Below are 13,346 nucleotides of genomic sequence, written 5' to 3'. Positions count from 1 at the left end.
TACCGGCCATAAGAACAAATGATTGGCATCAGCATATTATTAAAAGTACAAATCTCTGCGAAAAATGGAGTGAAAAAAATATGGCATTTTTAATATCAATTTTATTGAGCCTTCTAGCCGGCTTCGCCGTACCACTTCAAGCAGGAACAAACTCAAAACTTGGAAATCTACTCGGCCATCCACTGTGGGCAACTGGAGTGTCTCTAGTTGTAAGCTTAGTGGCACTTACTGCAGTAATCGTATTCATAAAAGTTCCGCGCCCCAACTTTGCGGCTGCCCAGGAGGGACCTTGGTGGATCTGGATGGGCGGGATCGCCGGGGTGTTCTACATCACCGTTGCGTTGCTTATGGCTCCGCGTCTCGGGGCTCTGAATTTCATTATGACGGTGATTGTCGGACAGTTGATCATTTCCTTGCTGATCGACTACTTCGGTTTGGTCGGTCTGCCACGCCAAACAATAAGCATGCAAAAACTGATCGGAGTACTGGTGGTAATCGGCGGATTCATCATTACCACTCGCGGCTAAAAACAAGAACAGCACAACACTATAAGAAACCCAAAGAGCACACCTAAACAACCTTGTATCGACAGGTTATAAACAGCCGACCATAGAGGTAAATATGTCCAGCCAAACTGCAACTTATGACTCAATTGGTGAACGTTTTGAAGACTTCACTGATACGGCTTCACAACGCTCAGTAGAAACAGAAACGTTCTTCCATATGGTCGGAGACATCAAGGGCAAGTCCATCCTGGACCTGGCTTGCGGCTTCGGCTATTTCGGCCGAGAGCTGTACCACCAAGGGGCCAGCAAAGTAGTCGGTGTGGACATTTCCTCATCGATGATCGAACTGGCGCGCAAAGAGTCGGCGCGTAACCAAGAGGCCATTGAGTATCACGTGGCCAACGTCTGCGACATGGGTGTACTGGGGCAGTTCGATCGCGTTACCGCAGCCTGGCTATTCAACTACGCGCAAACACCTCAAGAGCTGGAAAAAATGTTCCAAGTGGTGGCCAAGAACATGGTGTCCGGCGGCAAGCTCATCGCCTACACCGTGGACCCGGGCTTCCAACTGCAACGCGGCAACTTCACCAAGTACGGCGTCCACGTGCTCAGCGAAGAACCCCATGCCGGTGGTTTCCGGCATCACGCCGAGTTCGTCACCCAACCGCCCAGCGCCTTCACCTTCCATCGCTGGAGCCGCGAGACCTACGAGAACGCCATCCTCAAGGCCGGCTTCTCGAAGCTGCAATGGCAGAAACCGATCATCTCCGCCGCCAACCGCGCCAAACACCCCCAGGGTTACTGGGACGATTTTGAGCGCAACTGCCTGCAGACCGGGCTGATCTGCACCTTGTAAGCGGCCACCGCCCCTGCCCACCTCAACCAGAACCAGGACAAGAAGTACTATGAATCCCAAGGGTTTTGCTCACTGGCCAGTGTTCGACGGCCCCCTGACAGCTGACATGACCGACAGGCAATTGATGGGCCTTGAGGAGCACTTTCAGCCAGGTGTCGAGCTTTCGCTGCCGCTGGCTGTCTGGCGGCAACTGTCCGACAAAACGGCAGATCAGCTCGCTCTGGGGGTGGAGAACCCCGAAGCCCCGCTGTCATGGCGCCTGGCGTCGGCGCGCTTGCTGGCCCATACCATGGACCCGCGCCTGGATGTACTCAACCCACCGATGATCAGCATCGAAGGCGGCCAGGTCGAGATCGGCCTCGAAACCTCGGCAATCGACCAGGTGATGCAGCGCATGCAAGGGCTGGGGCTGGATCGCAGCTGGATCGAGAAAGAGGCCCCCCGCCACCGAGTTGAGCTCATGCCCTATGCCATCGGCAAATACCCTGTGACCAACCTGGAATACCGGGCATTCCTGGAGGATTCGCAACACCCTGCCATACCGGGCAACTGGCTGTTCGGCCAGTTCCCCGGCGAACGCGCCAACCACCCGGTCTACGGACTCGACGCCAGTGACGCCGACGCCTACTGCCAGTGGCTGTCGAGCCGTACCGGCCGTTCGTTCCGCCTGCCCAGCGAAGCGGAATGGGAATTTGCCGCCGCCGGCCACGAAAACCTCGAATACCCCTGGGGTCAGGACTTTGCGCCCCTGCACGCCAACACCGCAGAAATGGGCTTGTTCACCACCACGGCGGTGGGCGCCCTGCCCGAAGGTGCATCCCCTTTCGGCTGCATGGACATGGCCGGCAATGTCGAGGAGTACGTCGCGGACAACTACGCCCCCTACCCCGGTGGCCAAGCCGTCGTAGACGACCTGGTAACGGTGGTTGGCACACACCGGATCGCCCGCGGCGGCAGCTTTACCCGCTTCCGCGACCTGACCCGCAACTGCCGTCGACACGGCAAATACCCCAGGGAGATTTACGTGATGGGCTTCAGGCTAGCCGAGAGCCTCTGAATCAAGACCTTTACCCACGCCACTCAACAATTACACGTTCAACGTCAAAGAACGGAAGGGATTTCCATGAACAGACTCAGCATCAGAAACCAAGTCGACATACCGCTGAACGACTCCTCAACGCCCGGCACTTTCTACAGCTTCACCGGACTGGAAGCGGCTGATGAGCACATATTGATCAAGCTGGGCCCCGTCAGCGGGCATAGCCCTCTGGTACGCATTCATTCCGAATGCCTGACCGGCGATGTCTTCAACTCTCAACGCTGCGATTGCGGCCCGCAGCTCAGCGAATCCATCTCGCGCATGCACGAAGAAGGCGGCTACCTGATCTACCTGCGCCAGGAAGGCCGTGGTATCGGCCTGTACGCCAAGTTGGATGCCTACCGCCTGCAAGACCGTGGCATGGACACCTTCGAGGCCAACAGCCACCTGAACTTCCCCGAAGACGGCCGAGACTTCTCCATGGCCGCCAGGATGCTCAAGGCCGTGGGCGTGCATCAATGCCGTCTGATTACCAACAACCCGGACAAGGTCCAGGCCCTGAAGGACAACGGCATCAAGGTGGATAGCAGCATCCCCACTGGCGTCTTTCTTACGCGGCACAACAGCCACTACCTGCAAGCCAAGAAAGACAAGAAGAACCACATCATCGACCTCATCCGATAAAAGAGCAGGCCTCCCCGTCCTATTGGACGGCGGACGGCCGCCAGTCATCCGCCAAGCGCATTATTAAGGACAATAATCATGAGACATTTCGGACCCATCAGCGGTATCGCGACGTACAAGGACCACTACATAGCCACCGCCGGCTACGACAATCAGGTCATCCTCTGGGACGCCAGAAACCAGACCCCGATCCAGCGCGTCCTGCACGACCACCTGGCCAACCAATGTGCGTTCAACCCATCCGGAACGCTGCTGGTAAGCGCCAGCAGTGACTACACCGCTCGGGTCTGGGAGGTTCCGTCACTGCGCCTCAAGAGCGTGCTCATCGGGCATGACGACGACATCGAAATGGCCGCCTTCTCTCCGGACGGCCAAACCATCGCCACTTGCTCCAGGGACCACAGCATCCGCCTGTTCGACCTCAGCGGTCAGACCCTGAACATCCTCCTGGGCCACACCGCCGACGTGATCTCGGTGTGCTGGTCGGCCGACGGCCAGACCCTGGTATCGAGCAGCGATGATGGCTCGATCCGCCGCTGGGATGCCGCCACCGGACAGCAAGTGGAGATCATCGACCTGGGCGGTGTGGAAACCGATACCGTGGCGCTGTCGCGCGAGGGCATCATTTTCGCCGGCGACGACGAGGGCAAAATTTCCATCATCAGCGCCCAGGGCACGCAACTGCAGCCCGCCCATAGCGCCGGAATCAAGCGAATCATCTGGGACGACAACCAACGCCTGCTGATCAGCCTCAGCTACGACCGCTCCGTGATGCTCTGGCACCTCCAGCAAGACGGCTGCCTGGTCAAGACCGCGGAAACCTCCCTGCCGAGCATTATCTGGCCCCGCAGTTGCGCCCTGCTGGGCAGCCACCGTATCGCCTTCGTGACCTTCGGCTCGCGTTATGCCACCTGGGATTTCGCCACCCAGACCTGGGACTTGAGCGGTATCGAGCCGGCAGTCAGCCTCAACGCCGTGGCCGTGGTGGGTGAAGAGGTCTACAGCATTGGCGATGCCGGTATCCTGCACATCAACGGCCAGCCGAGTGTCAAAGCCGGCAGCCTGTGTAACTTCCTCCTGCCCTTTGGCGACAACGTGCTGACCGGCGGCCAGATGGGCACGGTGTTCGACGCCCGCACCGGCGCCACCTTGTACCAGCACCGCTCGCCCCTGAACTGCGGCACCACCTTCATCAAGAACGGCGTCTTGCATGCGGCCATCGGTACCTACACCGGTGAAGCGTTGATCTTCGCCCTGGACCAGCAGCAACCGCGCTTCGTCACCCAGGTGAGCATGCATGAGAACGCCATCAAGGGCATCGCGGCCGACGAAACCTACATCTTCAGTGTCTGCGCTACCGCGGCCGCAGCGTTCTTTCGGATTGCCGACTTCACGTTGGAAACCTACCTGGACAAGGCCCACAAACGGATCTCCAATGGCTGCACGCAGATCCAGGGTGGCTTCGCCAGCATCGGCCGCGACTTGAAATTACGCCTGTGGCGCGACGGCAACAGCGAAGTGTTCGACACCCCCCACAGCCACTCGATCAAGTGCATCGCCATCTCCCGGGACCGCTCGATGATCGCCACTGGCAGTTATGGCGGCACCGTGGCACTCTTCGACCTGAAGAAACGCGTCTGGACCCGCGTCGAGAAACCCACCGCCAGCGGTATTTCCTGCCTGACCCATGACGCCAGTGGCGAGGGTTTCCTGGCCAGCGCCTATGACGGCCGGATCTACCCGATCACGCCCCGGGCCGCTGTGCAGCCGTCACACCCATGAGCTACTTCAGCGAGGTCGATTTCCAGCACATGCAACGCGCCCTGTCCCTGGCGGAACGGGGCAGCCACTCCACCTGGCCCAATCCGCGGGTGGGTTGCGTGATCGCCCACGGCCTGCAGGTCGTCGGTGAAGGCTGGCATCGACGGGCCGGCGGGCCCCATGCCGAAGTGTTCGCCCTGCGTCAGGCCGGTGGCCTGGCGCGGGGCGCCACCGCCTACGTGACGATGGAGCCCTGCAGCCATGTCGGACGCACCGGCGCCTGCCACCAGGCGCTGATCGACAGCGGTGTGAGCAGCGTGGTGGTGGCCCATCAGGACCCGTTCAAGCAGGTCGACGGCCAGGGCATCGCCCAACTGCGCAACGCGGGCATCGAGGTCAGGGTCGGTTTGCTGGAATCGGCGGCCCAGGAGTTGAACCGAGGCTTTCTGTCCAGCGTGCAGCGCCAGCGGCCCTGGGTACAACTGAAGATGGGGATGAGCCTGGACGGGCGTACCGCCCTGGAAAACGGACGCTCGAAGTGGATCACCAGCGCCCGGGCCCGGGACGACGTGCAGTACTGGCGGGCCCGCAGCTCGGCCATTCTCACCGGCAGCGGCACTGTGCTTGCGGACGACCCACTGCTTACGGTACGCCAGTTGTCCTCTGCGGAAGCCTTGGCCCCGGTCCGCGTGGTGCTCGATGGCCAGGGCCGGGTGCCCGCCACTGCACGGGTGTTCAACGACCAGGCACCCAGCCTGCACGTGGTCAACCAGGACTGCCCGCTCGCCACCACCGACAGCGAGCGGGTCATGGCGCTGCCGGGAGACGAGCTGGGCCTGGACCTTGAGCAGTTGCTGCGCAACCTCAGCCAGCGCGGCTTGCACGACCTAATGGTGGAAGCCGGGCCGACACTGGCCGGCAGCCTGCTCAGGGCGCAGCACGTGGATGAGTTGCTGCTGTACGTGGCCCCGCGCCTGTTGGGCGATCTGGCCCGGCCGCTGGTGCACCTGCCGGCCTTCGAGCACCTGGAAGAGGCCCTGGACTTTACCCTGTATGACGTCAGCCAACTGGGACCGGACCTGCGCTTGCGCCTGCGTCCGGCTCAGCCGTCGGGCGAGCGATGAGCGACCACCTGCTTGACCTGTTCACGCAACCAGACATGAGCCGGCTCATTGTCGAAACGCTGATGCCAGATCTGCACGAAAGGAAAAGGTGGAATCGGCAGCGGTGGCCGAAGCTGGATCAGGTCCTGGTTGAGCAGCGCTTCGTCCAGGGTGCGGGTGGCCACCGTGAGGATCAGGTCAGTGTTGTGAATCATGCTGGGGGCGGTACGCCAATGGGGCACGCTCACGGCGATCCGTCGTTGCAGCCCCTCATCGCGCAGCAGGCTGTCCACTTCTCCGTTGGCACTGCCATCCATCGACACCAGGATGTGCGGTCGCGCCAGGTAGCTGTCCAGGTCCAACCTGCCGTTGGCCGGCAACGTGCGCCGGTCGAGGAGGCAGGAGAAGGTTTCCTCGAACAGCACTTCAGTAGAAATGTCATTCGACAGATTGGGGAACACCCCCAGGGCCAGGTCGATCTTGCCTTGGGACACTTGCTCAAGCATGCCGTGCCGGGTGTCCTGGGTCACCAGCAAGGTGGTGTTCGGTGCGTCGCGGCGCAAACGCACCATCAGGCTCGGCAGCACCAGCGCCGCACCGTAGTCGGACATCGCCAGGGTGAAGATGCGCTGAGAGTTCGCGGGGTCGAAGTCGATGGACTTGCCGAACAGGGTTTCGATCTGGCTGAGAATTTCCCGCAACGGTTGCTGAATGTTCTGGGCCAGGGAACTGAGCACCAGCTCGCTACCACGGCGGATCAGGATCGGATCGTCCAGCAGCCCCCGCAACTTGCTCAAGGAGTGGCTGATCGCCGGCTGGCTCAGGTGCAGGCGCAAGGCCGTGCGGGTGACGTGTTTTTCCGTCAGCAGGGCATCAAGCACCACCAACAGGTTCAAATCGATATTGCGCAGTAAGACCGTGACCATCCTGTCATTTCCAACTCAGGGAGCAACGTCCCAAAAGGAGCAACACATGCTGCAACTCAAACGAATCATTGAAACAGCCCTTTATGTGAACGATCTCGACATTGCGAAAGAATTCTACGCAAAAACCTTCCAGCTGGAAGTCATGGTCGAGAGCGACGAACTCGTGGCGCTGAACATCGGCGACCAGAATACCCTCTTGCTGTTCAAGCGGGGCGCCTCGTTGCACACCAAGTACCTCAGCGGAGGCGAGATCCCTCCCCACGATGCCAGCGGACGGATCCACGTGTGCTTCGCCATCGACAAACAGGATCTGCCAGGCTGGAAGGAGCGGCTGAACCGCTTCGACATTGCCCTGGAAGGCCGGACCGAGTGGCCCAAGGGCGGCTCCAGCCTGTATTTCCGCGATCCGGATGAAAACCTCGTCGAACTGCTCACCCCCGGTTGCTGGCCGATCTACTGAAACTGCAACAGACTTCAAGGAGTGAATGTCATGGTGTCCGTCGGTGTAACCAAGCCCACTTCCCTGCGCGCGCGACTGGTGCTGGCCGCTGCACTGTTGATCATCGGTCTGCTGGCCGGGTGGCTGTGGCACGCCACCCGGCCCGAGCGCCCGGTCTATGCACAGGCACCCATCAAAGTGGCAGTGGCCACGGCCAGTACCCAACCCTTCCCGCGGTACCTGGAGGCCATCGGCGAGCTGGAGGCGATCGAGCAAGTCAGCGTGCCGGCGGAAATTGGCGGACGCATCGTCAGCCTGCCGATCCAGTCCGGGCAACGCGTCGAGCGCGGTCAGGTCCTGGTCCAGCTCAACGACGCCCCCCAGCGTGGCAACCTGCTGCGCCTGCAAGGGGAAATGGAAAACGCCAAGGTCAGGCTCGAACGCTCACGGCGCCTGCTGTCGGTCAACGCCACGTCGCGCGAGGCGTTCGACAACGCCCAGACCGAGCTGTCCACCGCCAAGGGCGCCTTGCAGGCCCTGACTGCGGAAATCGAGCAGCGCACCATTCGTGCGCCCTTCGCCGGCACGCTGGGCATCCGCAAGGTGCACCTGGGCCAATACGTGAACCCCGGGGACGTACTGATCAACCTGATTGGCGACAAAGGCCTCTATGTCAACTTCAGCGTGCCGGAGCAAGCACTGTCCCAGGTCAGCGCGGGAGCGACCTTGGAGGTGCTCCTCGATGCCTTGCCCGGACAGCCGCTGAACGCCCGGGTAAGCGCCGTCGATCCGTTCCTTGACCGGTCCCGTACCCTGAATATTCAGGCGCGCCTGCAAGACCCGCCGCCCAGTGCCCTGCCTCACATGTTCGCCCGTGTGCGCCTGGCCCAGCCGATGCCCAGTGGCACCTTGAGCGTGCCGGAAACCGCCGTGACCTTTAACGCCTACGGTGAAGAACTGTTCGTGGTACAGCCGGCCACGGACGCCCAGAGCGCGCCAACCGTGCAGCGGGTCTCGGTCAAGACCGGCGCGCGTCATGCCGGCCGGGTGGTGATCGACAGCGGCCTGGCGCCGGGGACCCAGGTGGTGACTGCCGGGCAGCTCAAACTCAGCGATGGCGCCCCGATCGAAGCCGTGCCGCACAGTGTGCTCAGCGACGCCCCCGGGGATGCGCTGCCCCTCGCCGCAGGAGAACGACCGTGAAGTTCACCGATCTGTTTGTCCGCCGTCCGGTCCTGGCGCTGGTCGTCAGCCTGCTGATCCTGCTGGCCGGCCTCAAGGCCTACAGCAACCTACCCGTGCGCCAGTACCCGCTGCTGGAGAGCTCGGTGATCAGCGTCACCACCGACTATCCCGGGGCTCCGGCGGAGTTGATGCAGGGTTTTGTCACCCAGCCGATCAACCAGGCCCTGGCTTCGGTGGAAGGGGTTGACTACGTCAGTTCGTCCTCGGTCCAGGGACGCAGCCTGATCACCTTGCGCATGGCCCTCAACCAGGACTCGGCAAAGACCCTGAGCGAGGTGATCGCCAAGGTCAACCAAGTCAAATACCGCCTGCCCGAACAAGCCTACGACCCAGTGATCGAACGTTCCGCCGGGGACGCCACCGCCGTGGCCTATGTCGGTTTCGCCAGCCGTTCGCTGTCGGCCTCGGCGCTCAGCGATTACCTGAGTCGAGTGGTACAGCCGCTGTTTTCCAGCATCGAAGGCGTGGCCAAGGTCGATACCTTCGGCGGCCAGCGCCTGGCCATGCGCCTGTGGCTGGACCCCCAGCGCATGGCCGGCCATGGCATTAGCGCACTCCAGGTGGAACAGGCGATCCGCGCCAACAACTTCCAGGCCGCTCCCGGGCAGATCAAGGGTCAGTACGTGGTCTCCTCGATCCAGGTCAACACCGACCTGGGCAGCCTGGACGAGTTTCGCGACATGGTCATCAGCAACCGCGGCGATCACCTGCTGCGCCTGCGGGATGTCGCACAGGTCGAGCTGGGATCGGCCGCCTATGAAACCAGTGCGCTAATGGACGGCAAGCCGGCGGTGCACCTGGGTCTGTACGCCACGCCCAAAGGCAACCCGCTGCTGATCGTGGCTGACATCAAGCGCCTGTTGCCGGAGATCCAGAAAACCCTGCCGCCAGGCGTGGAGGTGGCCCTGGCCTTCGAGACCGCCCACTTCATCCAGGCCTCGATCATCGAGGTCATCGAAACCCTGATCGAAGCCATCCTGATCGTCGTGGTGATCATCTACCTGTGCCTGGGCTCGGTGCGCAGCGTACTGATCCCGGTGGTCAGCATCCCGCTGTCGATGGTGGGAGCCCTGGCGCTGATGGACCTGTTCGGCTTCAGCATCAACCTGCTGACCCTGCTGGCCATGGTGCTGGCCATCGGCTTGGTGGTGGACGATGCCATTGTGGTCATGGAAAACATCCACCGCCATCTCAAGGAAGGTCGTACCCCGCTGCAGGCAGCCTTTGTCGGCGCCCGGGAAATCGCCTCGCCGGTGATCGCCATGACCATCACCCTGGCCGCGGTGTACATGCCCATCGGCCTGATGACTGGGCTGACCGGCGCGCTGTTCAAGGAGTTCGCCCTGACCCTGGCCGGGGCGGTGCTGATCTCCGGGGTAGTGGCCCTGACCCTGACCCCGGTGATGTGCGCCAAGCTGTTGCCAGCAGGCCAGCAGGAAGGCCGCATGAGCCGCTGGGCCGAACGGTTTTTCCAGCACCTGGCGCGCCTCTACCAGCAAGCCCTGGTGCGTTCCCTGCGCTGGCGCGGCGCGGTGCTGGCGTTTGCCGCGCTGGTGCTGGTCAGCCTTCCGTGGCTCTACGGCCACGCAAGCAAGGAGCTGGCGCCCAACGAAGACCAGGGCAACCTGCTGCTGGCGATCAAGTCGCCGCAGCACGCCAATCTGGATTACGTCGAGCGCTATGCCTACCAACTGGATGCGATCCTTCAAGGGCTGCCGGAAACCGTCAGCACCTGGATCATCAATGGCAGCGATGGAGTCGCGGCCAGTTTCGCCGGGGTCAACTTCAGCGAGTGGTCGCAGCGCCAGCGCAGCGCGGCCAGCATCCAGCAACAGCTGCAACAGGAAGTCGACGCGGTCGAAGGCAACTCGATCTTCGTCTTCCAGTTACCGCCCCTGCCGGCCTCCACTGGCGGCCTGCCGGTGCAACTGGTGATCCGTAGTACCGAGGACTATCGCTCGCTGTTCCAGGCCATGGAAGAGATCAAGCAGCAAGCACGGGCCAGTGGGTTGTTCGCCGTGGTGGACAGCGACCTGGAGTTCAACAACCCGGTGACCGAGGTGCGCATCGATCGCAGCAAGGCCAACAGCCTGGGCGTCCGCATGCAGGATATCGGCACCACCCTGGCGGTGCTGATCGGCGAAAACTACACCAACCGCTTCGCCCTCCAGGGCCGCTCCTATGATGTGATCCCGCAGAGCGCCGCCGCCCAGCGCCTGACACCACAAGCCCTGAACGGTTTCTATGTCGACACCGACCGTGGCGCGCAGGTGCCGCTGTCCACCGTGGTCAGCCTGCATGACAGCATCCAGCCCAACAAGCTCAAGCAGTTCAACCAGCAGAACGCCGCGACCTTCCAGGGCATCCCTGCGCCGGGGGTCAGCCTGGGTCAGGCGGTGGCGTTCCTGCAGCAGCAAAGCCGAGCGCTGCCCGCCAGCTTCAGCCATGACTGGCAAGCCGACTCGCGGCAGTTCATCCATGAAGGCAATGCCCTGCTGCTGACCTTCCTGTTCGCCCTCATCGTGATCTACATGGTGCTGGCCGCTCAGTACGAAAGCCTGAGCGACCCGCTGATCATCCTGATCACCGTACCGCTGTCGATCTGTGGTGCACTGATTCCCCTGGCGCTGGGCCTGGCGACCATCAACATCTATACCCAGATTGGCCTGGTGACCCTGATCGGCCTCATCAGCAAGCACGGCATCCTGATGGTGGAGTTCGCCAACGAACTACGCGCCACTCAGGGCGGCAGCGCGGCCCAGGCGATCATCCGCGCGGCGAAGATTCGCCTGCGGCCGATCCTGATGACCACCGCCGCCATGGTCGTGGGGCTGGTGCCGTTGCTGTTCTCCTCCGGCGCCGGTGCCAGCAGCCGCTTCGGTCTGGGCCTGGTGATCGTCATCGGCATGTTGGTGGGCACCCTGTTCACCCTGTTCGTGTTGCCTGCGATCTACAGCCTGATGGCCCGTGCCCACGGCCGCTCACAGGCATTGGAGGAACTGCAACAGCTGGCGTGAACCTGCGCCCGAATGCAAAACGGGCGGCCCGAAGGCCGCCCGTGGTGTGCAAGGGTTGGGTTACAGATGGCTTTCCGCGTACTCCGCCAGGATCGAGCGCGGCACCCCTTGCAGGGTGATGTGCACGCCGTTGGGGAAGTCCTTGAAGCGTTCGGTGAGGTAGGTCAGGCCCGAGCTGGTGGCCGACAGGTAAGGGGTATCGATCTGTGCCAGGTTGCCCAGGCACACCACTTTGGAACCGGCGCCGGCACGGGTGATGATGGTTTTCATCTGGTGCGGGGTGAGGTTCTGGCATTCGTCGATCAGGATCAGGCTCTGCTGGAAGCTGCGACCGCGGATGTAGTTCAGGGATTTGAACTGCAACGGCACCTTGCTGAGGATGTAGTCGACGCTGCCGTGGGTGTTCTCGTCATCCATGTGCAAGGCTTCGAGGTTATCGGTAATGGCGCCCAGCCAGGGTTCCATCTTCTCCGCCTCGGTGCCCGGCAGGAAGCCGATCTCCTGGTCCAGCCCCTGCACGCTGCGGGTGGCGATGATGCGCCGATAGCGCTTGCTGACCATGGTCTGCTCGATGGCGGCGGCCAGGGCCAGGATGGTCTTGCCGGAGCCGGCGGCGCCGGACAGGTTGACCAGGTGGATATCCGGATCGAGCAGCGCGTACAGCGCCAGGCCCTGGTAGATGTCACGCGGTTTCAGGCCCCAGGCTTCCTGGTGCAACAGGGGTTCCTGATGCAGGTCGAGGATCAGCAGCACATCGGCGCGGATTTCCTTGATCCAGCCGACAAAGCCCTGTTCGTCGATGATGAATTCATTGATATGCACCGCCGGCAGGTTGTCGATCAACTGCACCTGATGCCAGGTGCGGCCATGATCCTGACGGGTTTCAACCTTGCTCACACGGTCCCAGAACGAGCCGCTCATGTTGTGGAAACCATTGGGCAGCAGGGATACGTCGTCCACCAGCTGGTCGGTGCTGTAGTCCTCGGCGGCGATCCCGCAAGCCCGCGCCTTGAGGCGCATATTGATGTCTTTGGTGACCAGCACCACGGACAACTCCTTGTTGCGCGCGTGCAGGTCGATCAACTGGTTGATGATGATGTTGTCGTTGAGGTTGTCCGGCAACAGGCTGTTGGGCTCGTTGCGCTTGCTCATCAGGATCGACAGCAAGCCCTTGGGCCCGCTCTTGCCGCGCTGGATCGGCACGCCCAGCTCGACGTCTTCGGGCGAGGCTTCGCCCAGGGTCTTGTCAATCAGACGGATCGCCTGCCGGCATTCGGCGGCCACGCTGTGATGCCCGCTCTTGAGCTTGTCCAACTCTTCGAGGACGGTCATGGGGATGGCGACGTGGTGTTCTTCGAAATTCAGTAAGGCGTTGGGATCGTGAATCAATACATTGGTATCGAGTACATAAAGGATTGGCTGGTTGGAGGAAGCGCTACGTCCGTGGTCATCCATACTCGGTCACCTTATGTGGGGGCCAGTCGACGCAATACCTGAGGTATCGCGCCTCGAAGGGCCACCGAATTCACCCGTGGGAATGAGGTGACCTGCACACACAAGGAGTCTTGGGAGACGCCACCTGTGTCGCAGGTTTCGGCGGTCTGAGTTCGTAATACTCCAAAAACCGTGACAGGAAAACGCACTTTGACGCTTTTTTGATGTTTATTTTTCAGAGTGACGAAAAACCCTTGGCGCACTGCCCGGTCACCGTTAAAGTCGGAAGTCCGCCTGCCTCCAATTCCCGCTGAAATCCACCGCCTTTGCGCCCCA

At 61.8% G+C, this 13,346-nt stretch carries 11 protein-coding genes; 9 read left to right on the top strand and 2 right to left on the bottom strand.

The window, feature by feature from the left end:
* Nucleotides 1-80: 80 nt before the first annotated feature.
* From PLD_RS20430 to ribD, 6 genes are all read left to right on the top strand, one after another.
* Nucleotides 81-527, top strand: coding sequence for a DMT family transporter (locus PLD_RS20430; protein WP_159895899.1), 447 nt, complete (start codon nucleotides 81-83; stop codon nucleotides 525-527).
* 94 nt (nucleotides 528-621) lie between these two features.
* Nucleotides 622-1,362, top strand: a complete 741-nt coding sequence (locus PLD_RS20425; RefSeq protein WP_159895897.1) for a class I SAM-dependent methyltransferase — start codon at nucleotides 622-624, stop codon at nucleotides 1,360-1,362.
* A gap of 49 nt (nucleotides 1,363-1,411) precedes the next feature.
* Entirely contained in the window at nucleotides 1,412-2,419 is a 1,008-nt protein-coding gene (locus PLD_RS20420; RefSeq protein WP_159895895.1) for an SUMF1/EgtB/PvdO family nonheme iron enzyme, read from the top strand.
* 66 nt (nucleotides 2,420-2,485) lie between these two features.
* Nucleotides 2,486-3,085, top strand: coding sequence for a GTP cyclohydrolase II (gene ribA, locus PLD_RS20415; RefSeq protein WP_159895893.1), 600 nt, complete (start codon nucleotides 2,486-2,488; stop codon nucleotides 3,083-3,085).
* Nucleotides 3,086-3,163: 78 nt separating this feature from the next.
* A complete protein-coding gene (locus PLD_RS20410; protein WP_159895891.1) occupies nucleotides 3,164-4,867 on the top strand; it encodes a WD40 repeat domain-containing protein in 1,704 nt (567 codons plus the stop codon).
* The gene (gene ribD / locus PLD_RS20405) at nucleotides 4,864-5,970 is read left to right on the top strand and encodes a bifunctional diaminohydroxyphosphoribosylaminopyrimidine deaminase/5-amino-6-(5-phosphoribosylamino)uracil reductase RibD (protein WP_159895889.1); all 1,107 of its coding nucleotides are present in this window, start codon (nucleotides 4,864-4,866) and stop codon (nucleotides 5,968-5,970) included. Before PLD_RS20410 ends, ribD begins: the two co-directional genes overlap by 4 nt.
* Here ribD and PLD_RS20400 read toward each other — a convergent pair.
* Nucleotides 5,949-6,875, bottom strand: coding sequence for a LysR family transcriptional regulator (locus tag PLD_RS20400; protein WP_159895887.1), 927 nt, complete (start codon nucleotides 6,873-6,875; stop codon nucleotides 5,949-5,951). The two genes, ribD and PLD_RS20400, sit on opposite strands and share 22 nt — an antisense overlap.
* A 46-nt stretch (nucleotides 6,876-6,921) precedes the next feature.
* Here PLD_RS20400 and PLD_RS20395 point away from each other — a divergent pair, with 46 nt between their 5' ends.
* The 3 genes from PLD_RS20395 to PLD_RS20385 are packed head-to-tail and all read left to right on the top strand — an operon-like array spanning nucleotide 6,922 to nucleotide 11,576.
* Nucleotides 6,922-7,335 carry a VOC family protein gene (locus PLD_RS20395; RefSeq protein WP_159895885.1) on the top strand — a complete coding sequence of 138 codons (414 nt, stop codon included), beginning with the start codon at nucleotides 6,922-6,924 and terminating at the stop codon, nucleotides 7,333-7,335.
* Nucleotides 7,336-7,365: 30 nt separating this feature from the next.
* A complete protein-coding gene (locus PLD_RS20390; protein WP_159895883.1) occupies nucleotides 7,366-8,517 on the top strand; it encodes an efflux RND transporter periplasmic adaptor subunit in 1,152 nt (383 codons plus the stop codon).
* On the top strand, nucleotides 8,514-11,576 hold the full coding sequence (locus tag PLD_RS20385; RefSeq protein ID WP_159895881.1) for a MexW/MexI family multidrug efflux RND transporter permease subunit: 3,063 nt from the start codon (nucleotides 8,514-8,516) through the stop codon (nucleotides 11,574-11,576). Before PLD_RS20390 ends, PLD_RS20385 begins: the two co-directional genes overlap by 4 nt.
* Before the next feature lie 60 nt (nucleotides 11,577-11,636).
* Here the strand turns inward: PLD_RS20385 and PLD_RS20380 are convergent, their stop codons facing one another.
* Nucleotides 11,637-13,031, bottom strand: a complete 1,395-nt coding sequence (locus PLD_RS20380; protein WP_159895879.1) for a PhoH family protein — start codon at nucleotides 13,029-13,031, stop codon at nucleotides 11,637-11,639.
* Between the last annotated feature and the right edge of the window lie 315 nt (nucleotides 13,032-13,346).

The sequence above is a fragment of the Pseudomonas sp. LD120 genome, assembly GCF_009861525.1.
Classification (GTDB): Bacteria; Pseudomonadota; Gammaproteobacteria; order Pseudomonadales; family Pseudomonadaceae; genus Aquipseudomonas.
The sequence above is the reverse complement of the archived record's forward strand: the minus strand, read 5'-3'. Positions and strand labels throughout refer to the sequence as shown.

Excerpts from the sequence above, each read along its gene's own strand:
- PLD_RS20420 (WP_159895895.1), top strand. The coding sequence starts at position 1,412 with ATGAATCCCAAGGGTTTTGCTCACTGGCCAGTGTTCGACGGCCCCCTG.
- PLD_RS20425 (WP_159895897.1), top strand. The coding sequence starts at position 622 with ATGTCCAGCCAAACTGCAACTTATGACTCAATTGGTGAACGTTTTGAA.
- ribD (WP_159895889.1), top strand. The coding sequence starts at position 4,864 with ATGAGCTACTTCAGCGAGGTCGATTTCCAGCACATGCAACGCGCCCTG.
- ribA (WP_159895893.1), top strand. The coding sequence starts at position 2,486 with ATGAACAGACTCAGCATCAGAAACCAAGTCGACATACCGCTGAACGAC.
- PLD_RS20400 (WP_159895887.1), bottom strand. The coding sequence starts at position 6,875 with ATGGTCACGGTCTTACTGCGCAATATCGATTTGAACCTGTTGGTGGTG.
- PLD_RS20390 (WP_159895883.1), top strand. The coding sequence starts at position 7,366 with ATGGTGTCCGTCGGTGTAACCAAGCCCACTTCCCTGCGCGCGCGACTG.
- PLD_RS20380 (WP_159895879.1), bottom strand. The coding sequence starts at position 13,031 with ATGGATGACCACGGACGTAGCGCTTCCTCCAACCAGCCAATCCTTTAT.
- PLD_RS20395 (WP_159895885.1), top strand. The coding sequence starts at position 6,922 with ATGCTGCAACTCAAACGAATCATTGAAACAGCCCTTTATGTGAACGAT.
- PLD_RS20410 (WP_159895891.1), top strand. The coding sequence starts at position 3,164 with ATGAGACATTTCGGACCCATCAGCGGTATCGCGACGTACAAGGACCAC.
- PLD_RS20430 (WP_159895899.1), top strand. The coding sequence starts at position 81 with ATGGCATTTTTAATATCAATTTTATTGAGCCTTCTAGCCGGCTTCGCC.